We start from the raw sequence: 22,694 nt of genomic DNA, 5'->3' as shown, positions 1-22,694 counted from the left end.
CGATGAGTGACGTGGACCCTGACTTGCGCGACCAGCTTCGCGATTTCCGAGCCGATTTTCAAAACCTGCGAGACGAGTTGGGGAAAGTCATCGTCGGGCAACGGCCGATCGTCGACGGCGTCTTGATCGCGATGATCGCCGGCGGTCATGTTTTGCTCGAAGGCGTCCCCGGTCTCGGGAAAACGTTATTGGTTCGCACACTCGCCGATGTGATCGATTCGTCTTTTTCACGAATCCAGTTCACGCCTGATCTGATGCCCGCTGACTTGATCGGCACGAACGTGTTGATCGAATCGGATGGTGGCGGCAAAGCGTTTGATTTTCAACGCGGTCCGTTGTTCGCCAATATTATTTTGGCGGACGAGATCAACCGGGCGACGCCGAAGACTCAATCGGCGTTATTGGAAGCGATGCAAGAACACAGCGTGACGGTCGGCGGGATCTCTCATCAACTCGAAGGCGTGTTCTTTGTGTTGGCGACGCAGAATCCGCTCGAGATGGAAGGCACTTATCCACTGCCCGAAGCGCAGTTGGATCGGTTTTTGTTCAAGATATTAGTACCGTTTCCGACCGTGGTGGAAATGGAAACGATCATGGACCGCACGACGGCTGGTGACATGCCGACGGCGTCCAAATTGGTTTCGCCGGAACGGGTGATGGAAATGCGAGCGATCAGTCGCAAAATTCAAATTGCCGATGTCGTGCGGCGTTATGCGATCGAGTTGGTGATGCGAACGCATCCGGATCAAGACATTGCACCGGAGATGGTGCGGCAATACGTGCGATACGGCAGTAGCCCACGCGGCGCTCAAGGATTGATTCTCGCGGCCAAGATTCACGCCGTATTGGACGACCGTTATCACGTCGCGACCGAGGACATTCAAGCCGTCGCCACGAACGTGCTGAGGCACCGGATCATGCTGAATTTCGAAGGCCAAGCCGAATCAATCCAACCGGATCAAATCATCACGGATTTGCTGGAGTCCGGCGTGGTGTCGGTGTAACGGTCGCCCCGGCGGCGGAGCCGCGACAGCATGTAGCCCCACGCGTGAGCGTGGGGATTCCGGAACAACACCACACACCCAGCCGCGAAGCGGCGACAGATTGCCTGCCGTCGCTCCGCGACTCCCCGACTCGTTATCTCGCGCAAACCCCACGCTGACGCGTGGGGCTAACTGCTACCGTCGCTCCGCGACTAACAACGAACACCGCGACGGAGTCGCGTTGCGGTCCCAGCGGCGGAGCCGCGATAGCATGTAGCCCCACGCGTGAGCGTGGGGGTTTCAGTTTTTTCCCTACCCCAACCGCGAAGCGGCGACAGGAACCCACGTCGGAGCACAATCATGAGTTCGTTCACGAAACTGACCTACCATGCCGTGTGGAGTACCAAGTACAGAAAACCGATCATTGTCGATTCGTTGCGTGAACGTTTATACGAATACATCGGAGGGATCGTCCGCCAGAAGGACGGCGTGTTGCTTGAAATTGGAGGGATCGAAGATCACATCCACCTGTTGCTGCATGTCTCGGCGACTCAAACGGTTTCCAACGCCATCCGCGACATCAAAGCCAATGCGTCCCGGTGGGTCAACGAGCTGCCTGAGATCAAGCGTCGTTTCGAATGGCAGAAGGGATATAGCGCATTCACCGTCAGCTATCCGCAACTCCCAAAGGTGCGACGTTACATCATTAATCAACGGAAACATCATCGGAAACTGACGTTTGCCGAGGAGTATCGGTCTTTTCTGAAACGCCATGACATCGAATTTGATCCCGATCGGCTTTTCGAGGACGAGCATTTCGGATGAAGGTGCCGTCGCTCCGCGACTCCCGGACTCGTATTTTCCGGTGAACCCCACGCTCACGCGTGGGGCTAACTGCTGCCGTCGCTCCGCGACTAAAAACGAACACCGCGACGGAGTCACGTGGCGAACCCAGCGGCGGAGCCGCGATAGCATGTAGCCCCACGCGTCAGCGTGGGGATTTTGGAGTGAAACCATACACCCAGCCGCGAAGCGGCGACAGATTGCCTGCCGTCGCTCCGCGACTCCCGGACTCAAATTTTCTCGCGAACCCCACGCTCACGCGTGGGGCTAACCGCTACCGTCGCTTCGCGACTCGCCGATCTGTTTTTTTATGAACCCATCGCTGACGCGAGAGGGACCGTGACTTTTCCTGTATCCTTTGTCTTCCAGTTCTCCATCACACGTCCCTGCGAATCGTTCTTTGTTTGATTCCGACTTTCTCAAACGGCTCGAATACTTGTCGCTGCTTTCCAAGCGAGCGTTTCAGGGACAACTATTGGCTCAGCGTCGGACCAAGCAAACCGGTGGCGGGATCGAGTTCTCCGATCACCGCGAATACATTCAAGGTGATGATCTTCGCTATCTCGATTGGAACGTTTACGCACGACACGGCGATCGATTGCTCAAACGGTTCGAGGAAGAAGAAGACCTACACGTTTATATCCTGCTCGACACTAGCCGCAGTATGGACTCGTCGGCGACCGATCCTGCTCAAGCGGTCAACAAATTCGACTTCGCTCGGCAAATCGCCGCCGCCATCGCTTACATCGCGCTGGCCGACTTGGACCGCGTTTCGATCATCAGTTATGACGATCAAATTCGCTCGACGCTGCCGTTGATCCGAGGCAAAAACAACGCACTGTCGATGCTCCGCTACCTGGAAAAACTGCAAACCTCGGGCATCGCGACCAACCTAGCCGTTGTCGCCAAGGATTTTGCCCGCCGCGCTCCACGACGCGGTTTGGTTTTGATCGTCAGTGATCTGTTCGACCAAGCCGGCTTTCGCGAGGGCGTCGATTCGCTTCGGCATCAACGATTCGAACCGCACGTGATCCAGGTCCACACTCCCGCCGAAGCACACCCTAACCTGCTCGGCGATGTCGAGTTGTTTGACGTTGAGTCCAACCGGTCGACCAAGGTGACGATCACCGAACGCAAGTTGAAACAATACGAAACGTTGTTCCAAAACTTCGTTCGCGATGTCGAAGCATACTGCCGCACGTATGGACTCAGCCACACGCGGGCGACGTCGGACGTGCCCTTTGACGTGGTGTTGTTGAAAATGATGCGTATGGCCGGAGCCGTATCATGAACTTCGTCTCGCCGGAACGCTGGATCTGGCTCGCCGCCGCCATCCCGATCATCGTGTTTTATATTTTGCGATCGCGGCTGAAGAAACAGGCGGTTTCGACGTTGCTGTTTTGGGACGAACTGTTCGACCAAAAACGACAACGTTCGTGGTGGCAACGGCTTCGACATCTGCTGAGCCTGTTGCTGCAACTTGCGTTTTTGGCTTTGATCGTGTTGGCACTGTTGGATCCGTTGTGGACGGGGCAAAAACAGGCGACTCGGCAAATCGTGTTGGTCGTCGATAACTCGGCCAGCATGTCGGCGATCGAGCCGGACGACACCGACCGATTCACCGCCGCGATCCGAGCGGCCGAAGGCGTCGTGCGGGAACTGCGCGACGGCGACGAGATCGCACTGGTGACCGCCGGCGGTGCCGTTCGCGTCGTTGTCGGCATGACCGATTTCGGGCCCGCCGTTCGCGACGCGTTGCTGATGGTCTCGCCGACCGACGGTCCGACGCGTGTCGTCGAGGCGGTCGAAGCGGCCAGGCGGATGACCCGTTCCCCCGAGCGACGCGAGATCGTCGTGATCAGCGACGGAGCCTTTTCCGGCAATCAAACCATCGCAGCCGCCGACGACGTGCGTTTGGTTTTGGTCGGCTCGCCACGAGACAACGTGGCCATCACGCGATTGGCAGTCCGTCGGTCGCTGGTCGATCCGATCGGCTACGCGGCGATGGTCGAGGTTTCTTCGTTCGCCGAGACACCGACGCGATGTCGGTTGAGTCTGGAGTTGGATGAAGAACTGGTCGACGTGATCCCGATCGAATTGGCACCCGGCGAAGTTTGGAAACGCACGATCGTGGGCGCGTCGGCCGCCGGAGGAATTCTTTCGGCGACGATCGAACTGAACGGCACCGACGATGCGAAAACCAAAGATGCCTTGGCCGTCGATGCGTTAGCCGTCGACAACGTCGCCCGGGCGATCTTGCCGCAGCGGGCGAAAATCCCGGTAACTTTGGTGACGAGTCAACCGAGCTTGTACCTGGAAAGTGTTTTGGGTGCGATTCCGCTGGTCGAGTTGACGATCACTGACGAAGCCTCGGCGGATTCCCCGACGGATGGTTTCACGGTGTTGCACCGGAGCGAATCGGCAACGATTCCCGGCGGTGCTGTGTTGATCATCGACCCGCGCGCGGACACCGACGCGTTTACGTTAGGAGAACCGATCGATCAACCGATCGTGGTGTCTCAGGACAGCACCTCGCCGTTGATGCCGCACGTCCGGTTGCAAAACGTAATCCTGGCGGGAGCCCGCGGGGTAACGATGACCGACGCGGCGACGCCGTTGTTGGTCGACGCGGGCGGAGAAACGTTGATGGCGTCTCGGGTCGCGGGCGAAGATCGAATGGTCGTTCTGACGGCGAACCTGGACGACGGCGATTTGCCGTTGCGGATTGCATTCCCGGTGCTAATGACTAACGCGGTCAATTGGTTTCTTTCGCGTTCGGGTGAAATCGAGCCGTCCCTGCAAACCGGTCGGCTGGCCAAAATTGAATTGCCCACGCGAACCAGAACGCAACAAGCCGTGACAACCGAGAACGCCGTCCCCGAGAACGCCGTCCCCGAGAACGCCGTCCCCGAGAACGCTTGGACATGGACCGATCCTGACGGCGTCGTTCACGTGACGACGACCGAAGGTGAAACGGCATTGGTCGGTCCGGTCGCGCGGGCCGGGTTGGTGACGTTGCAACGCTCTGGTGAAACGATCAAGAAGGCGGCGGTGAACTTGTGCGACGCGTCGGAAAGCGATTTGCGGCCGCGCGGCGAATTGGAATCGGCGGCACCGCGGCGCCAGCAAGCCGGATACCGCTCGATTTGGTTCTATTTGACTTGTGTGGCGCTCGGTTTGATCGTCGGCGAATGGTTTCTGTACCAACGGAGGATCGTCGGATGAGCGAACCAATCGCCAGTCTTCCATCGATGTTGGCCGCGAGCGTTTGGGAATGGATGCGGCCGGAGTTGCTGGCGTGGCTGTTGATCGCGATTCCGGTTTTGTTGTGGTTTCATGTCCGTAGCCTCAGCGATTTTCCCGTTTGGCAGCGTCGTGTCAGTTTAGCCGTTCGGATCGTTGTCGTCTTGCTGTTGACTCTGGCATTGACCGGATTGGTTTGGTTGCGAGCGACGCAGCGTCAAATGATCGTGGTAGCGATCGACCGCAGCGCCAGCATCGACGCGGCAGCGGGCGAGGTCGCCGATCGGTTTGCCGAAACACTGGCCCGGGCGGCGGATCTGCGCGAAGACATCGAGCTGCGTTTTTTAGAGTTCGACCGCGTCCCCGGCGAGCTGACGCAAACGCATCGCCCGATCGTGCAGGAACAAGTCGTTGCACTAGAGCAATCCGATTCGGAATCCGAAGACACGGAGTTGGACGCCGACGCCGAACGACCGGCCAAACCAGCCATGGAACTCGAGCCTGAACCAGAGTACGGGACCGACATGGCGTCAGCGCTGCGGACTGCGGCGGCCGCGATCCCGCCCCGGTACGTTTCCAAAGTCGTCTTGGTCAGCGACGGCAACGAGACGTTCGACGACGGCGTGGCGGCGGCGACGTCGGCGGGGATGCCGATCTTTACCGTGCCGCTGCCCGGTCGCAGCGAACCGGAAGTCCAAGTCGCCAGCTTGCGGGCACCGGCTCAGGTTCGCCAAGGCGAACCGTTCTATTTGGAAGTCGTCGTCAACAGCAACACCGACACGACGGGCATGTTGGATGTTTATCGCGGCGATATCCGGATCGGCGACGAGGAAGCCAAACCGATCGAAGTCAAAGCCGGCGAGACCAAGTTTCGCATTCGTCAAACGGTCACGGGCCAACGGCAAGTTACGTTTGCGGCGCGGCTCCGCGGTTTCGGAGACTCCGACACGTTGCTCGACAACAACGAGCAATCCGCCATCGTCGCCGCGTCGGGTCGGCCTCGCGTGTTGTTGATCGATCCCGATACCGATCAAACCGATTCGCTGCGATGGGCACTCGACGAACAAAAGATCGACGTCGAAGTTCGTCCGCCCGCCGGCGTGCCGCAGTCGCTTTCGGAGTTGCAGGGCTATGAATGTTTGATCTTGTCTAACGTTCCGGCGACCGCGATGACGATGCGGCAGATGGATGTGATTCGGACTTATGTGCAAGACTTGGGCGGCGGGTTGGTGATGATGGGCGGCGATCAATCGTTCGGGCTCGGTGGCTATTACCGAACTCAACTCGAAGAAATCTTGCCCGTCCGCAGCAACTTCGAAAAGGAACGCGAAAAGCCGTCGCTGGCGATGGTGTTGGTGATCGACAAGAGTGGTTCGATGGGAGGTGAGAAGATCGAATTGGCTAAAGACGCCGCGAGGGCGGCCGTCGAGTTGCTCGGTCCCCGCGATTCGATCGGCGTGATCGCGTTCGACGGTGAAAGTTACTGGATCAATGAGCTGCGATCGGCGTCGGACAAGGGATACGTGATCGATCAAATCGCCACGATCGATGCCGGCGGTGGGACGAACATGTATCCGGCGATGTCGGACGCGTACGAGGCGCTCGCCGGCGCGTCAGCCAAACTGAAACACTGCATCATGTTGACTGACGGCATTTCGTCGCCGGGTGATTTTGAAGGAATGGCCGGCGAGATGGCCGCTAGCCGGATGACGGTGTCGACGGTGGCACTCGGTCAAGGGTCGTCGGAGGAGTTGCTCGAGGACATCGCGCGGATCGGCGGCGGACGTTATTACTTCTGCGACGACCCCCAATCCATCCCGCAGGTGTTCGCAAAGGAGACCGTCGAGGCGAGTAAGTCGGCGATCAACGAACTGCCGTTCTTGCCCCAAGTCGTCCGGCCGACTCAGGTGCTCGAAGGCATTGACTTGGAGTTCGCGCCGTTGTTGTTGGGTTATGTCGTCACGCGTCCCAAACCGACTTGTGAGTTCGTGTTGGCCAGTGAAAGTGGCGACCCGTTGTTGGCTTGGTGGCGATACGGGTTGGGGATGACGGTCGCGTTCACCAGCGATGCCAAAGCACGTTGGGCGGCGGAGTGGCTCGCGTGGCCCGACTTCGGACCGTTTTGGGCTCAGGTGATCCGTCACGCGATGCGTAAGAGTGACGCTCGCGGAATTTTTGTCGACATTCAAACCGACGACGAACGAACGACGGTGCAAATGGACGTGGTCGATGACGACGGCAATTTCATTGACGAGCGGCCGACGACGGTGACGTTGATCGATCCGCAGTTGAAGTTGGAAAAGATCGAAATGCGACAAACCGCAGCGGGGCGATACGAAGCCGAGTTGCCTTCACTTGAGCGGGGGACGTACCAATTGGATTTAGCCCAAGTTGCCAATGACGGAACGACCGTCCGCCAATCTCGTGGTTTGGCGATCGGGTATCCGGAGGAGTTGCGTTTGCGTCCGACCGACGAGGCAAAGCTGACTCAAATCTCGGAGGTCAGCGGCGGTCGGTTCGGGGAGGATGTCGAGGCAATTTTGGCCACCGATGACCGGACCGCTCGCGACCCGGTCCCGATGTGGCCGTGGCTGTTGATGGCAGCCGTGAGCCTGTTCATCGCCGACGTAGGCCTCCGCCGAATCGAATGGACACAGGCCTAGCCGCAAAAACTCGTTCCCAGGCTCTCGCCTGGTAACGCACTGTCTTGGAGGCTCCCGCCTCCTGGTCACTGAACTCGGCAGGCGGGAGCCTGCGGCGCATCGCGTTCCCAGGCGGGAGCCTGGGAACGAGGGGAGGCGAGGGTTGCGGGGGCATTGCAGCGAAAATTTCGTGCTTTTGCGTCGCGGTGGGTTGGGCGGACCCCTAGAATGTCTGTTGAATCGAACCCTTCACCGGTTTCTACAGGAATCCAAGCCATGACGACACCGACATCGGATCTCCCGACGATCGAAAGTTTGCTCGCGAGCGTTTCGCAGCGTATCCGGCTTCGTAATGTGGGGCATTGGGCCAGCGTCGGGTTGGCGGCCGGTTGTTTCGTCGCGTTGATTGTCGCTTGCATCAGCGTCGCGGTCGCACCGGTATCTTGGATGGTGTTGCCCGTTGTGATGCTCGCGTTTGCGTCGGCCGGTGCGTTGGTCGGTGCACTGGTTCCCGTGCCTTCGAGCGTCACGGCGCGATTGGTGGATCAACATTACCAGTTGAAGGATCGCACGATCTCGGGGCTGCAGTTCCAATGTGACGCCGATCCGGTTCGGTTGTTGCAAGCCGACGACGCCCGTCGGCATCTAAGTCAAATCAATCCGCAGGCTTGCGTCCCCATCACCGCCAACCGACCCGCGTTGTATTCGGCCGCATCAATGCTGGTGATCGCGACGGCGTTGTTGGGATTGGCCCGTCCGCCGCTCGACTCGGGAATCGATGCGATGCCCGTCGCTCTCGCGGTCGATCAAGCTGACGACTTGCGTGAGACGATGCTCGATGAATTGGAACAACTCAAAGAGAACATCGACCAGCCGGAGTTAGATGAACTGACCGAGAAGCTCGACGACTTGATTGAGGAACTCGAAAAGGAATCGATGGACGAGCGGGACATGTTGGCGACACTGTCGCAAATGGAGCAAGCCATCCAATCAGCTCGTGAAGCGATGCAATTGGAAATGACCGATGCCCAAATGCAAGCCCTCGCGGCGGCGATCGAGCCATCTGAAGCGATGAAGGCGGCTGCGGCCGCGATGAAGGAAGGCGACTACGACAAGGCATCCGAAAAACTCGAAAAGATCGACCCGGCGGATTTGAGCGATAAAGAACGCCGCGCCGTGGCGGACAACTTGAAAAAGTTCTTGTCGAAATTACCGGCCGGCAAACAAGGCAAACTGTCCGGTGCCGCCGAGCAGATGCAGGCCGGATTGGAATCGAAGAACTTATCCGAATGCAAAGACGGGATGTGCAAGTTGGCGGGGCTTTGCAAGAGCCAAAGCCAATGCAAAAAGATCGGCGAATGCATGGCGTGCCAATTGAACAAGTTGTCCCAATGCAAAAGTCAATGCCGGGGCGGAAAGAATGGAGGCAACAATGCGAGCAAGAGCAACAGCCCCAAGAACTCGTGGGGACGTGGTGCGACCGGAAAAGCGAACGACGGAGAGGCGACGCGGCTCGACGCGACACGCAATCAAGAACAGCTGACCGGACAACAGGGCGACGGCCCGAGTGAATCCGAAGTGATCGCGGCCCCCGAAGGCGAACAGGACGCGGCCCGACTATACGCGAACCAATACCAAAAGTTCCGCAACCAAGCCGAAGCGGTCTTGGACAGCGAACCGTTGCCGCTCGGTCATCGCGAAACGGTCCGTCAGTATTTCGAAAACATTCGTCCGAGCACGCTTCCAGCGGCGGAGCCGCGATAGCATGTAGCCCCATGCGTCAGCATGGGGGCCGCGGATCCACACCCCATGCTCACGCATGGGGCGAATCGCTTCCGTCGCTCCGCGACTCCCGCCCGCCTGCCATTTTTCGAAAAAACTTTTGCGCAACCCAAAAAGTTCAGCAATCGTTGGTTCAAGCTTTGCCCAGTGAATGGACTTGCAAAACATCTGCCGGCAGTGCTTCCCGCGCGACGTCGATTAAATGCTCGTGGTGCGTGAACAGGATCACTTGGGTTTTGCACGACAACTCGCCTAGGCAACGCAATGTCGCGGCGGACCGTTGATCGTCGAATTTCAGGAGAATGTCGTCGACGATAAACGGCACGGGGGGATTGGATTCGAGATGCCATTCCAACGACGCGATTCGCAACGCGAGGAAAAGTTGATCGCAGGTTCCTTCGCTCATCTGGTCGACGGTAATCAACCTCCGATCGGTTGAGTGTTCTCCGCCTCGAACTCCCACGATGACGTTTTCGTTTTCATCGTTAGTATCGGTGTCGATCCCGGAAAAACTACTGAGCGTAAAGCTCGCGAACAGTTCGCTGGCTCGCTTGAGAACGGGGCCTTGATTCCGCTTGCGGTAGCGGGCGACGGCGCTTCGCAACATGGCCGACCCGAGTTTGGTTCGTACATATTGGTCGACTTGGGTTTGCAATCGGGCGATGACCTCTTCGGCGTTCTCGTTGGCGATCGCGGCTTGATCGTTGCCGTCGATCTGTTTGAATTCGTGTTCACGCTCCCAGATCGTTTTGGAGCGTTCGGTGCGTTCCCGTTCGATTAGGGTGAGTTGTTCGTTGAGTTGTTCGATTCGCGGGTTCAAACGATCGGGATCTTCCTGCAAGGCCTCGGCGATGAACGTTTCGAGATCGGCGCCTTGGGCGAGCCCACGTAGTTCGCTTGCTTTTTCCGCGATCGCTTGATCGATCCCGCGGCAACGGATTGATCTCTGTTCGATTTCAGGCAATTGATCGGCGGAATCACATTGTGCCTCCCGGCAAAGTTGCGACAACTTGGCCATCTGAACTTCGATATCGGCGCTCGATTTTTGACATCGCGTCTCGGCTTCTTGTCGTTGTGAAAGCAAATGGTCTCGAGACGTTTGCTCGGTGCGAGCTCGTTTGAGTCGATCGTGCAAGTACGCCACGACTTGATCGGGCGACGTCTCAGATTTCATAACGAAATCCTCGCCGCCGAGCGATTCGGTTAAAGCTATGATCTGGCTTTTAAAACTTTCGATTTGTTGTTGATTGGTTTGGATTTGGTCACCGACTTGGGCCACGGCGTCCATGTCGGCGACTAACTGGTCAATCGTGTCCAAGACCGCTTGAGCTTCTTTGGCCGAAAGTTCCTCGTCACATTGCAGGGAGACCATGGCATGTTGCCACTGCGATTGCCATTGCGTCTTGGCTTGTTCGCATTCGGCATAGTCGGTCTCCGCGCTGGACTTCTCTTTCTGCAAATCCTCGATCTGCTGGGACAGTTGTTGGAATTGTTGCAGGGCGGTTGTATTGGCGTCCAATCGGTCAACGCACGCGTCCAAGGCGGTCGACAATGACGAATCATTCACTTTGTTCGGAAGATAAACTTGCAACGCGTCAAGGTGTTCTTGCCGAATCTTGGTTTGACGTTCGAGTTCGCCGCGTTGTCCGCGGATGCGCTCCGACAGTTCGATCAACTCGTCATACTTGGCCAGCCAACCGGTCATTTCCGACGGCGATATCGGCGTGATACCGGAGGGCTCCCAAACAACCAACCAAGCTTTCTGGATCGATTCCTGTTCACCCTGCGCCTCATCGCGAGCGGCGGTGTTGTTCTCGATTTGAATTCGACATCGCTGCAAAGCACCAAGCAGCCTGGCCTTCTCCGAAACACGTTGGGCTTCGCGGCGCAGCCGATCGCTCATTTCGTCGCAAAGCCGAACGGATTCGGTCAATTCCGCGATAGATTCGTCGAGACGGTCGTCTTGGTTCGGATCGGATGTCGAACGCAGTTGAACTTGCAGTTCCGACCATTGTTGATCGCGTTGATCGCGAGCTTGAGCCAAGGATTCTTCGGTGGGGACGTCCGTTTGCATCGTCAGCGTGTGCAACGATTCTTCGACCGTCGCGACTTCGTCTTGAATCCGTTTGAGTTCGTCGTTCAGCGAGTGAAGCGTTTGATCGACCAGCTCGAAATCGCGGGTAAAACGCAGCACGGTTTCGGGGCTCGGGATCGACAAACATTCCAGGTCATCGAGCCGGCCCGACCACAGCGGCAAGCGTTCGAGCAGCCCGGCGGCCCGCGATCGAGAGTCAGCAAGTAAATCCGTTTGGGTTGCGATGGTCGCGTCGAGGTCACCAAGTTTCTGTGCCGCCGCGATCGTTCGCTTGAGCCCCGTGGCGTCGTCGGGAGGTGACAGTGTTTGCCAGCGAGCGGTGAGGCTTTCGAGATCCACGCTTCGGCGGTTGAGTTCCCGTTTGGCTTGTTCGACCGAAGCGAACAAGCCTGATCGTTGCTCGGCGAGGTCGCGTATCCGAACACGAACATCCGGCCTGATCCGCAAGGCGTCGGCGTTTTTCCAATCTGGTTCTTTGCCGAGTGTCTTCAGCGCGTCTTGGACACTGGTTTGCAATTGACGATGCCGCGCCGCGAGGGTCGGCGACGTTTGAACCCATTGCCGATAGAGGCTGAGGTTTTCGAACAAGCTTTCGACGGCGGAGGCGTGATCCAAGATCATCGGCCGGTCGCCGAGTTTCTCGAGCTTGGCCGAGAGTGATTCAATTTCCTCGGTCGCGAGTTTTTGTGCGGAACGGGCGGCCGTCAATTCGGAAGAAACCTGGACGCGTTGGGAAACAAAGTCGTCTCGCAAACGAATGACTTCTCCCAAGTCGGCCCGTTCGCGTTGTTGGTCGTTCCATTGTCCGATCGCGGGCAACGCATCACGGATTCGGCCGAGCCGATCTCGCTCGCCTTGCAGTTCGATTTGTTGTTGATCGAGCTTAACTTTCTCCGTTCTTAACTCCGCCAGTTCGTCAAAACGGCGTTGCCAATCTTTGCTCTTGACGCTTTTCTCGCGTACCTCTTTGCGAGCCGCGTTCAGGTCGGCGATGGAGGCGTTGATAATCGGTTTGGTCGCGATGGACGGTTTGAACAACGCTTCGCACTGATCATCGAGTTGCTTTTGGATTGTCGGCATGTTGGCCGACCCTGATCCGGCGGCAAATAAGGATTCGCCAATCTCGCCGCCGCCGGTGGCAATCGCCTTGCCGCCGTTGGTGAGTTGGTGAATGTCGATCCCGAATTGCGTCTCGAATTGTTCCCGGGTCAAGCCGCCGAGAAACTCAGATAGCACGGACGGATCGAGTTTCTTTCGGTCTCCTTCGGCTCGCAACGAAGCCTGACCGCCGGGCCGTCGAATGCACGTCAGCGTGTCGCCGTCGTGGCTTTGGATCGTTCCACCGATCCGCAAGTCTTTGTACGCGTGAACAAAATGGTCGCGGCATTTGGTTTCACCGGCGATCCCAAATAACCACTGCGTGAGCGCTCGCAGCGATGAACTTTTGCCGGCTTCGTTGGGACCGTAGACCAAATGGAAGTCGAACGAACTTTCAGCAAACAAGTCTTCGGCAATCGGTCGATCGTTGAACGTCAAAGATTGATTGGTAAACGGACCGATGCGGATCAGATCGAGTTGTCGGATTCTCATCGCTGATTCTCCGTCATCAAACGCTGCAGAAGCATCGGTTGCACTTCGGCCAAGATCTCGCGCAGGCTTGCCGCATCGCCGGGAATCCATTGGTCGTGATCGGATTGCAATTCGATCGGAAGCTTCTTTCGTAGTGGTTCCAATTCCGCAAGCAACTCAGAAACCAAATCGCCTCCATCTTGAGCTTCCTCGAAACACCGCATCAACTCGGCGATCGCGCCCTCGCTCATGTCTTCGGCCGAAAGGGTTCGAAGAGGCTGCGTTTTGAATTGGACTTTTTCGATCCACACGTCGGCATCGATCGAGAATGCGTTGGCTCGAATGCTCTGCTGCCACGTTTCCAGATCGCTGAGCCAACGATTGTGGGCCTCCGACGCTCCCGAAACGATCACCCGAACGGCGATCGGCAGCCCGTTCGCGGTCGTGACCAGCGGTTGCATTGCCTCGTTGAATCGGCCGAACACCTCGTCGGGTTCGCGGACACCACCGACATCGACATCGCATATTTCAAAACGAAACACGTCGAGCGTTTGAAAGCTCAGTGAGACATTTCCGGCATTATCGACGGTGACTAGTTCGCATCCCTTCGGCCCGGTCTCGCGGACGTGTCGGCCTTGCAGGTTGCCGGGAAAGACGATCGGGGTTTGATCGGGTTTGTGATGATGCTTGCGGGTGTGAACGTGCCCGAGAGCCCAGTACTGATACTCGCGTTGCCAGAGGTCCGCTGGCGAACACGGTGCGTAACGTTGATGTTCGCCTCCGACGGCACCGTCGAGCGAAGTGTGCAACATTCCGATGTTGAAATAACCCGATACCGGTGTGGGATAATCCAGCACCAAATTTTCGCGTTCTTCTTGATCGGCAAATCCTCGGCCGTGGATCGCCACACCGATGTCATCGAGGCGAACGGTTTCGGCGAATTGAGACGACAGCATGACCGCTTGCCCGTTCGGGTTGGACGGCAAGTGCAAAAACTTCGTCATCTTATTCGCGGCGTCATGGTTGCCCGTGATCGCGTAAACCGGGATGTCGTGCTCGTGAAAACGCGACAACCATTTGACGAAGTACAGGCCGGTTTGGTGATCGTCCCATTTGCCGTCGTAAATGTCACCGGCGATCAATACGAACGTCACCTTTTCTTCGATCGCGAGTTCGAAGAGGTGATTCATCGCCCGGCGAACGGCTCCTCGAATCTCGTCGACCGGAGCCCCCTCGTACTTCTCCAGCCCACGCAGCGGACTGTCCAAGTGAATATCCGCACAATGAATGAACTTAAACAAACGCTTCTCTCAAAAGAAATGATGGATCGTGAAAACGGTGCGCTAAATTTAGACAAGCCGCTAGCCGGACGAACGCGGCCCATCGGACGGGTCGGGGCGATAGCTGCGGAACATGAACGCACATCCGGCGGCGAACAGGGTGAACATCAACAACATGTGTGTCAACTTGGTGTCGATGATGAAACGCACCCGGCTGAGGACTTCGACCGCGAGGATCGCGATTCCCAGATACGTCAGCCCCCAGGCCCACTTTCGCTGCGCGTCGACGAACAACGAGAACACGCCAAGGAAGAACGGGACAAACACGATTCCCATCGACGTCGTTTCGATCAAACGACCGCGTCCTCCGCCCAACATGCCTGAGATCGCGCCGGGGTGACCGGTCGCCACTCGGACGGAATCAAAGAACAGATAGACCGCCGCGATCGCCATCGCGACGCCGATCCCGAACATCCGCGTGCCTCCCTCGGTTCCGCCCGATCCTCTCACTGTGGTTTCCTTGTTGAAAATGAAATCTTTTCCAACATCATAGCAGCTTGCGGCCGATTGGAACGCATGCTGAAACTCGTTCCCAGGCTCCCGCTCTTCTTGATAGGCCACCTCTTTTTTGACCCCCACGAGCTCGTCTCGTGGGTGATTTAGGTTCGCCAGCTAGACAACGACGCCCTCCCAACCTTCCGATTTTCACTTGTGCTCGCCGCTTCAAGCGGCGAGCACAAGTGAAAATCGGAAGGTTGGGCGAATTGAGGCTTGTGTCTAGCTTGCCAACCTCGGCTTCCTGCCAGACGAGCTGGCAGGGGAGCAATCCATAAGGACTTGTGGCCTATCAAAAGGGCGGGAGCCTGGGAACGAGGATTTAGATTGATCTTTCGATCGCGTCGAGTCGTTCGCGACTAGCCGGGGTCAAGACTTGCAATCCTTGATAGTAAGCTCGTTCTTCGCACAACCGCTCGACAAACTTGGTTTCGCGGCGACGGAGGTGGTGTGGTCCCAGTAGTACGGCTGCGGAACGATCCAGTCCTTCATAAGCGGGATCATCGTGCGATAACACGTCGGCCGCCGCGCGGGAGAACTCCAAGACTTCGAACAAACGGTGATCGCCCACCCAGTGTTCGTCGATCAAGTGGAATCCCGAAGCCAACCCCCACCGCCGGATCAAGTCGGATCGTTGATTGGGCTGCAGGACAACATGGTCGGGAACGCGATCTGGAAAACGCGTTAGGATCTCAACCATGCTTCGCCCACCCATGCCGCAAACGCTCAACGAATCGGCTTCGCCCGGTTGGAGTGGCTCGAGTCCGTCACCGCTCCGCACGTCACAGGCATAACGTGCGAGAGCGACCCGCGAATTGGCCAGAGGCGTGGGTTTATTCTCGATCGCGATGCCGCGAACGACTCGGCCGGTCGCCAAGAGCGCCGCCAACAAATGACCGTGGTCGGACCCGATGTCAGCGTGAACTTGAGATCGGATCCGACCGGCGACGAATCGCAAGCGTGGGTCGAGTCGCGGCATCGCGAATGGAAACGATTCGTTGAACCGTTACTTGGTCGCGTCTTCTTGTTGCTGTTGTCCCATCAACAACATCATGATCGGAGACATTTGCTGTTTGCCACCGTAGGTGTACCCGGCTTCGAGAGCCCGAGCGATTCGCTCTTTGCTCTCGGTCAGGTGAGCCTTCGAGTAAGCATCCATCTTCTCGCCACATTTGCTGAGCGTGGATTCCATTCGTTCACCGAGCGTTCGCAATTGCATCCGCGCGAGGTTGCTGATCGGATGATAAGCCGCCGTTCGCGGTGCATCTTCCAAGATCAAATCGACCAAGCGTTGCAGATGTTCGCGTTGCAAGTTGCGTCGCAGCGACGAGATCATCGGTTTGCGATCGTTGCGGTCGTCCGGGCAGGCTTCGTCGAGTTCCGTCCAAACGCTGTCGGTGACCTTGGCGAGCAACTCTGGCAGAGTCAACGCGTCTTGATCTTCCGGCAATCGCAGTTCGTTGTCGTAAACGCGACGCAGCGTCGTAGGGTTGAGCAACAAGGTTAACGCCGAGGCTTGCATGTCCAACACACGATCGTGAATCGGCCAGGTGGCTTCCGCCGACATGCCGTGCATTGCGTTCCCATCGATCCATTTATCCACACCAAGACGTTCTAAGATCTCCGGTTTCAAGCCGTAGGCCTCGTCCACGAAGCTGGTTTCGATGACGAATTGCAATGCGTCACGTTGGTCCTTCGCCGGGACAACTTCGACCGGAACACGGTTGCCCGGATCGCCCTTCTTGTCACGATGCACGAACGCGCCGCCGATCCAATTGGCCATCATGCTGACCGATCGCATTTGCAACCCGAGCGTCAATTCGTAACCGCGTCGAGCTTTCGCCCAACTGTCACCATCTTTGACAAACTTGTCGAGCAATCGTTCGCGATACAGTTCAACGAGCTTCATTTGTTCGGTTGCGTACTTCAGCGGATCTTTGCCAAAGTCGTAACGACGAGCGTAAGGATCCGGACCACTGGTGTCTTCGTCGGTTGCGTACTGCAGCTCGGGTTCCGAACAACGCTTCAAGATTTCCGGAAGCGAAGCGTCCTTGAGCGTGTAGCCATACTCGATCGCCCAAAAGTCGTAAGGGCCGATGTCGGTCATTGCGTAATCGCCTTGGATTTCACCGGCTTCGTAGCGGTAGTTGATCGGCGTGTAGTCCATCACCGAGGCGGTGAAAGGTTTTTTGCCTTTGACATTCTCGCTGTTGATTTCGTCCATCGTGAATAACGATGAGGCTTTGAAGTTGTGTCGCAAGCCGAGCGTGTGTCCGACTTCGTGGGCGACAAGATCGGCAAGCAACGGACCGACGAACCATTCCGGCATACCGTCGAGCAAGTCGGCCTCGTCCTCCTTGGCGACTTCGTCTTTCTCCTCGTCGTCGGCATCCTTCTTTTCACCGGATTCGTCATTCTGGTCCTTCGCTTCGTCGTCGGACTTTTCGTCCTTCTTCTCAGCGTCGTCATCTTTCTTGGCGTCGTCGGATTTGGCTTCGTCGGTCTTTGCCGCTTCGGCCTTCTCTTGTTCTTCTTCCTTCTTCTCTTTCTTTTTGTCTTTCTTTTTCTTTTCGGCCTCCATATCCGCGTGCAACGACAAAGCCCAGTTCATGCGGGCCAGCGCCAAGTCCATGCTGCGCCCGTTGGCGGCCATGCACATCCCGTTCTTTTGGCTGATGTGTCCGATCAATCCGTCGAACTCATCATCGCCGAGTAGTGAAGGGTCGGCTTGGGCCATTTGGTAGCCGGCCATCGGTTGAGCGGCTTGGCGAGCGTACTTGGCACTCAGAGCATGGCTGTTCTCAGGTGCCCCCATGCGAACGCGGGGATCCCAATTCGGGCGGGTACCCAACCAAGCGAGCGTTTCAGCGCTGACGCCTTCCATCGCAAGCTTTGGCATGAGGTCGACGTAGTTGAAGTTGAAGTGTCGAATCCACCCGTCGGTTAAGATGATATCCGCGTCAAGAATCTGTCCGGTCGCGGGATGAACTCGGCTCGGGCCGATGGCGGTTCCGATATCGTTGTTGAGCCAACGAACGAAGTTGTAACGAACGTCTTCAGGGTCCTTTTCCATGTGGATACCGCTCACGGCGTCCTGGTACTCCACGACGATCGCATCGACGATCCCGATCTTCTCGAAGGCTTTGTTCCAATAATCAATTCCCGCTTTAATCCAACGGCGATAGCGGACCGGGGCGGTGTGTTCGACGTAGAACCGAATCGGTTCTTTCGGCGGGCTGAGTTTCAAATTTGGATCGCGTTTTTCCAATTGCCAACGGTTGATGAATCGCACCCGAGTGTCTTCATCTTCATACTTACTCAAGTCCGAAAACGAGGTCGTGAAATAGCCAACACGTTCGTCAGCCTGACGCGGTTTGAATCCGCTGGTTGCACTGGGGACTTCGCTAAAGGAATAGTGCAGCGTCTGCAAACGACCGCCCATGCCCACGACTTCGAACGCAAGTTCCACGTTTGCTGGAAAGACCTTGAGCGATTCGACCGAATACAAGCCAGAGTTGGTGATGCGAATCGCTGCACCAAAAAACTTCGTCGCGTTGCCGACCAACAAGGAATCCAAGTCGATTACCGGACCGCCTTGGGGACCGATCGCCAAGATCGGCACGTCAAGTAAAACACGGTCGGTGAACAAACGTTTGACCGAGGCTTTGGATTCATCGTCGCCGGTGGCCCGAACATCGAGATTCGGGGCGATCAACGCCAATCGATCATCGTAGCGTCGCCATTGCACGACCCAGTCACCCGATTGCAAACCCGCGTAGCGGTCACCGCTGCTAAGCGTCAAGGCAATGAAGTAGTTCTTGCCTTTGAAATTCTTGGGCAGTTCGCCGATGACGGCACCATCTTTTTCACGCTTCCAGACGTTGAAAAGACCTTTGTCGATCTGTTGATCGGATACGGGAACGGCCTCAAATCCTTCGGATACCTTCGAAAATTCAGGCAACGTGTCAGCGGCCGATGCCGATGAAATCGCACCAGACGTGGTCGCCACGATCGATGCGAGCAGGAGAGCGGTTAAACGGCAGTTCAGTTTCATACCAAGCGTCCAAATGGTCCAGAGGTCCGTCAAAGTGGGGTCAAACAACGAGTTAGTTTACGTCACAACCCAGCCCCACGGATCGCGACGAAGAAGGGATTCCTATAGTTTTATCCGATAAAACCGCTAATGGCGAAACAATCCGTCAGGAAATTCGGCCTTCGATTTGGTCGATCGCCCATTGGGCGGATTCACGGACGATCGCATCCTCGTCGTCGGCGGCGGCTCGTAGAACCGGCAACGCTTCCGGCCCGGCCACGTTCCCCAACACGATCGACGCATTTCGCAATAACCCCCGACGCCGGGGTCGCCACAGCGGCGACTTGCGAAACGTCTGCCGAAACTCGCCGTCGGACATCGTGAAAAAGGGCAGCAACTCGAGATATCCCCGACCGAGATCCGAAGGTTTCATCTCGGTTGGGCTTTGCGGCTGCTCTGAAATTCTCAGCCCGGGTTCGGGCTGAGGTTCTTGCCCCCGTTCTTGCCCCCGTTCTTGCATCGCCCGCCGCGTCGGCTTGCGATTCCATGGGCAAACCTCTTGGCAAACGTCACACCCGAACAGCCACTCGCCGACTCCCGAACGCAACTCCAGCGGCACCGGATCGCGGCTTTCGATCGTCAGGTAGCTGATGCACTTCGACGCGTCCAACACATGTGGCTGCACAAACGCGTCGGTCGGGCAAGCGTCCAAGCAAGCCGTGCAGGTGCCACAATGCGACGTCTCATGAGCTTCGTCGGCGGGCAACTCGATGTCGACCAACACGCAAGCCAAGAAAAAATAGCTGCCCAAATCTCGATTGAGCAAAAGCGTGTTTTTGCCGCGCCATCCCAGTCCGGCCAATTGGGCGACTTCACGCTCCATCAACGGAGCTGTATCGACGACACCGCGTGCTTTCGACTGCGGCGCGAGAGAGGTGATCAACCGACACAGTCGCTTTAGCTTTGGGTGAATGTCATCGTGGTAGTCGGTGCCACGCCACGTGTAGCGAGCTACACGTCCGACAGGCATCCGTCTGCTCGCTTCGCCGGGAGCCACCGACAAAACATCCGGGGCATCAACAAGCGGTCTCGGGTCGGTGGCGTCATACGGCATCGCCAAAACGATCAACGATTTCGCACCCGGCAAAACACCTAAAGGATGTCGGTAGGCATCAATGCGATCGGCAAAATAGCTCATGCCGGCGGCGTAACCCGCATCGACCCACGCAACCAAATCCGCAAACCCCTCGCTGGGCACGGCGTGGGTGATCCCGCAGGCGGCGAACCCTTCCTCGATAGCGGCCTGTCGAATTTGATCAACAAGCACGCGTGGATCGATCGAGTCGTTAGGCAGTGTCACAAGTTCATCTTCATTCGTTCAATTCGCGTGCAGCCGAAACGGCATTAACCCCGGTTCTCTTCAAAACAGTCCCAACGAACGCCACGCGGTGAATCGTTTCCGGATAAGTTCTACATCCATTATCGCCGCTTTTGGTGTTTTTTGAAGGCAATGTATACAAGCCCGACGTGCAGCGGCGTGTTGGTTTAATCGTAACCCGATGCGTCAGCGAGGGATTGATCGCCATTAATTCTCTTTTAAGTATCCCTCGCTCACGCTTCGGGTTTCGATGAGTACTAAATCAACACGCCGTTGCGCGTCGGGCTCGTTTGTTTGCGGCGTAGCCGCCTTAACATCTATTCGCGAGAACGATCGGCAAAAGGACCGGTGCTGATCGTTGCGATTGAGGATCAGTCCGATCCGCCGCCCCAAGCGATTTCCAATCTGCAGGTCGTTTCGCTGGAAACCTGCACCGAGGATCTCGTCGGCGTCTGTGCCAGATCCGCAGCCAACAACAACCAAACATACGGCCCAATCGAGGAACATTACGAAGGGGATCAGCGTGGTCCCGGTCACTGACAAGTTCGAACAACAAGGTAGTCCGGTCGGAGAGTTGCCGGGCGAACTTGTCATCAACCATCCCGCAGGGATCCAAGCCATCAGCCACAGGTCACGCAGTGCACCTGTGGAAAACGAAGAAAGGAATGAACGTTGACCCCGAATCTCGCTACCGAAGGTACCGGAACGCTAATCTCCGCTGATCGCACACTGATCAGAATATACAACACGATGAGCAGGAGGCTCCAATGAGTGTTCGACTAGCTCAGATTAGCGTTCCCAAATCCGCCACAGCAATCGCAACAAGAGTTGCATGCTGCATGAACCTCGTGCGGGATCGGTCTCGGGTTTCGGGGGTGACGCAAGCACGAAAGCTGAACAGATCCACGCCGAAATGGCTGCAGAATTGCCGCAAATACTCCTTGATCCAGACCTTCCAATGTTTGAAATTTTTTCCAGAGCCTGCATCCTCCCCCCATGAGAAAACATTTGTGAACAGTGCGGTTGCCAACATGGGCAATCACCACTTCGTTATCACGGTGACTTACATTACTGAAAAATAGTTGTCGCAGGCGAAGTCGAAGTATTCGTTTTTAAGCTCGACTTCGAGGTCATTATAAAGGCAATAATTGCGAACCTGGAGAAGCAAGTCTCTGGGTTGGCAATTGCGAAACGGTCGGTTGATCGGCAGATAATGCGTCTTGATTAAATAGTCGATAGCGGCTGCGTTGTAGGGGATCTTCGTCACCTTACACATAATTTCAAACAACTTGCGAAAGTCTTGTTCGGGTGGGTTTTGCACTTCGATTTTATAAGGAATCCGTCTTAAGAAAGCATCGTCTACTAAGTCTTTGGGTTCTAGGTTGGTGCTGAAGATTACCAATTGATCGAACGGAACCTGAATCTTCTTGCCGCTAGCCATGTTGAGATAGTCATAGCGTTTCTCGAGCGGAATGATCCAACGATTGAGCAATTGATCGACCGACATTTTCTGGCGTCCGAAGTCATCGATGACGAGCGTTCCACAGTTGCTTTTCATTTGAAGCGGCGCTTCGCTGATGTTGCTTGTCGGGTTATTGAGGACCTCGAGCATCGCCATCGTCAATTCGCCCCCGGCCACGATCGTCGGTCGTTCGATGCGGACCCAGCGTTTGTCGAAATTCTGCGAGTCGAGTAAGCCGCTGGAGGCTTCCGGCATTCGGACGACATGGTTCATCGGGTCGTAGACCCGCAGGATTTCTCCGTCGATATCGACCGATCGAGGAATCCAGATGTACTTTCCGAAAGCGCCGGTCACCCGTTCGGCGATCGATGTTTTGCCGTTGCCGGGGAAGCCGAAAAGGAACATTCCTCGTCCGCTTGCGATTGCCGGTCCCAATCGCTCAAGCATCTTGGGATTGATGAGCAAGTCGTTGAAGGCGCGAACCAGGTCACTGCGTTTGGGGAATTGTCCTTCGATGCTTTGTTTTTTGACGCTCTCGATGTAGTCCGGCAGCCTGACGGGGCAACTGCCGTAGTAGGTTGAGTCGCTCAGGTGGCTGCGGGCGATGGCTCGCCCCGATTCGGTCAGAACGTAAACGTAATCGTTCGTGGCCGTCGAACTCTTGTAGGCGACGTGGTGGTCTTTCTTAAATCGTTCGAGGATTGGTTCAATCAAACGAAACGGAAGTTGGACTTGATCGGCGATTTGGCGGCCTTCCGCTTCTCCGGCATTGACGAGGTAGCGAAACATGATGGCTTCGAGCAGTGTTTCGTTGATCCGACTTTCCTGC

14 protein-coding genes (1 of these 14 running past the window's edge) are annotated in these 22,694 nt (G+C 56.8%); 7 read left to right on the top strand and 7 right to left on the bottom strand.

All coding sequences use genetic code 11. The annotated features are described in order from the left end of the window. The first annotated feature begins 2 nt into the window (after nucleotides 1-2). From Pla100_RS10590 to Pla100_RS10565, 6 genes are all read left to right on the top strand, one after another. A complete protein-coding gene (locus Pla100_RS10590) occupies nucleotides 3-1,004 on the top strand; it encodes an AAA family ATPase (protein ID WP_146577650.1) in 1,002 nt (333 codons plus the stop codon). 339 nt (nucleotides 1,005-1,343) lie between these two features. Continuing rightward, nucleotides 1,344-1,808 carry an IS200/IS605 family transposase gene (tnpA, locus tag Pla100_RS10585; RefSeq protein WP_146577649.1) on the top strand — a complete coding sequence of 155 codons (465 nt, stop codon included), beginning with the start codon at nucleotides 1,344-1,346 and terminating at the stop codon, nucleotides 1,806-1,808. 418 nt (nucleotides 1,809-2,226) lie between these two features. Beyond that, nucleotides 2,227-3,117, top strand: a complete 891-nt coding sequence (locus Pla100_RS10580; RefSeq protein WP_231602932.1) for a DUF58 domain-containing protein — start codon at nucleotides 2,227-2,229, stop codon at nucleotides 3,115-3,117. Then, nucleotides 3,114-5,051, top strand: a complete 1,938-nt coding sequence (locus Pla100_RS10575) for a vWA domain-containing protein (RefSeq protein WP_146577647.1) — start codon at nucleotides 3,114-3,116, stop codon at nucleotides 5,049-5,051. Before Pla100_RS10580 ends, Pla100_RS10575 begins: the two co-directional genes overlap by 4 nt. After that, on the top strand, nucleotides 5,048-7,732 hold the full coding sequence (locus Pla100_RS10570) for a VWA domain-containing protein (RefSeq protein ID WP_231602931.1): 2,685 nt from the start codon (nucleotides 5,048-5,050) through the stop codon (nucleotides 7,730-7,732). Before Pla100_RS10575 ends, Pla100_RS10570 begins: the two co-directional genes overlap by 4 nt. A gap of 207 nt (nucleotides 7,733-7,939) precedes the next feature. Then, a complete protein-coding gene (locus tag Pla100_RS10565) occupies nucleotides 7,940-9,475 on the top strand; it encodes a hypothetical protein (RefSeq protein WP_146577646.1) in 1,536 nt (511 codons plus the stop codon). A 151-nt stretch (nucleotides 9,476-9,626) separates the two neighbouring features. Here the strand turns inward: Pla100_RS10565 and Pla100_RS10560 are convergent, their stop codons facing one another. The 6 genes from Pla100_RS10560 to queG all read right to left on the bottom strand — a co-directional run bounded on the left by Pla100_RS10560 (nucleotide 9,627) and on the right by queG (nucleotide 20,352). Further along, complete coding sequence (locus Pla100_RS10560; protein ID WP_197167825.1) at nucleotides 9,627-13,178, bottom strand: YhaN family protein; 3,552 nt, start codon at nucleotides 13,176-13,178, stop codon at nucleotides 9,627-9,629. Next, nucleotides 13,175-14,458: a metallophosphoesterase family protein gene (locus Pla100_RS10555; RefSeq protein WP_146577644.1), complete on the bottom strand. Its 1,284-nt coding sequence runs from the start codon at nucleotides 14,456-14,458 to the stop codon at nucleotides 13,175-13,177. The genes Pla100_RS10560 and Pla100_RS10555 overlap by 4 nt, the downstream gene beginning before the upstream one ends. A gap of 60 nt (nucleotides 14,459-14,518) precedes the next feature. Further along, a complete protein-coding gene (locus Pla100_RS10550; RefSeq protein ID WP_146577643.1) occupies nucleotides 14,519-15,076 on the bottom strand; it encodes a hypothetical protein in 558 nt (185 codons plus the stop codon). Nucleotides 15,077-15,314: 238 nt separating this feature from the next. Then, nucleotides 15,315-15,971 (bottom strand): tRNA (adenine(22)-N(1))-methyltransferase, encoded by a 657-nt coding sequence (locus Pla100_RS10545; RefSeq protein WP_146577642.1) that lies wholly within the window; start codon nucleotides 15,969-15,971, stop codon nucleotides 15,315-15,317. A 27-nt stretch (nucleotides 15,972-15,998) separates the two neighbouring features. Then, nucleotides 15,999-19,046 (bottom strand): zinc-dependent metalloprotease, encoded by a 3,048-nt coding sequence (locus Pla100_RS10540; protein WP_146577641.1) that lies wholly within the window; start codon nucleotides 19,044-19,046, stop codon nucleotides 15,999-16,001. A gap of 145 nt (nucleotides 19,047-19,191) precedes the next feature. Continuing rightward, entirely contained in the window at nucleotides 19,192-20,352 is a 1,161-nt protein-coding gene (gene queG, locus Pla100_RS10535) for a tRNA epoxyqueuosine(34) reductase QueG (protein WP_231602930.1), read from the bottom strand. A gap of 399 nt (nucleotides 20,353-20,751) precedes the next feature. Here queG and Pla100_RS10530 point away from each other — a divergent pair, with 399 nt between their 5' ends. Continuing rightward, nucleotides 20,752-20,943, top strand: coding sequence for a hypothetical protein (locus Pla100_RS10530; RefSeq protein WP_146577640.1), 192 nt, complete (start codon nucleotides 20,752-20,754; stop codon nucleotides 20,941-20,943). A 523-nt stretch (nucleotides 20,944-21,466) separates the two neighbouring features. Here the strand turns inward: Pla100_RS10530 and Pla100_RS10525 are convergent. Further along, a protein-coding gene (locus tag Pla100_RS10525) for an ATP-binding protein (protein ID WP_231602929.1) crosses the window boundary here: on the bottom strand, nucleotides 21,467-22,694 show its 3' portion. 356 nt of this gene lie beyond the right edge of the window; only the last 1,228 of its 1,584 coding nucleotides appear in the window; the start codon falls outside the window, past its right edge; its stop codon occupies nucleotides 21,467-21,469.

This window comes from Neorhodopirellula pilleata (genome assembly GCF_007859915.1).
Lineage (GTDB): Bacteria > Planctomycetota > Planctomycetia > Pirellulales > Pirellulaceae > Rhodopirellula > Rhodopirellula pilleata.
Note: the sequence above shows the minus strand (reverse complement) of the source record. Positions and strands in the feature narration are given on the sequence as shown.

Excerpts from the sequence above, each read along its gene's own strand:
- Pla100_RS10575 (WP_146577647.1), top strand. The coding sequence starts at position 3,114 with ATGAACTTCGTCTCGCCGGAACGCTGGATCTGGCTCGCCGCCGCCATC.
- tnpA (WP_146577649.1), top strand. The coding sequence starts at position 1,344 with ATGAGTTCGTTCACGAAACTGACCTACCATGCCGTGTGGAGTACCAAG.
- Pla100_RS10560 (WP_197167825.1), bottom strand. The coding sequence starts at position 13,178 with ATGAGAATCCGACAACTCGATCTGATCCGCATCGGTCCGTTTACCAAT.
- Pla100_RS10570 (WP_231602931.1), top strand. The coding sequence starts at position 5,048 with ATGAGCGAACCAATCGCCAGTCTTCCATCGATGTTGGCCGCGAGCGTT.
- Pla100_RS10590 (WP_146577650.1), top strand. The coding sequence starts at position 3 with ATGAGTGACGTGGACCCTGACTTGCGCGACCAGCTTCGCGATTTCCGA.
- Pla100_RS10540 (WP_146577641.1), bottom strand. The coding sequence starts at position 19,046 with ATGAAACTGAACTGCCGTTTAACCGCTCTCCTGCTCGCATCGATCGTG.
- Pla100_RS10545 (WP_146577642.1), bottom strand. The coding sequence starts at position 15,971 with ATGCCGCGACTCGACCCACGCTTGCGATTCGTCGCCGGTCGGATCCGA.
- Pla100_RS10565 (WP_146577646.1), top strand. The coding sequence starts at position 7,940 with ATGTCTGTTGAATCGAACCCTTCACCGGTTTCTACAGGAATCCAAGCC.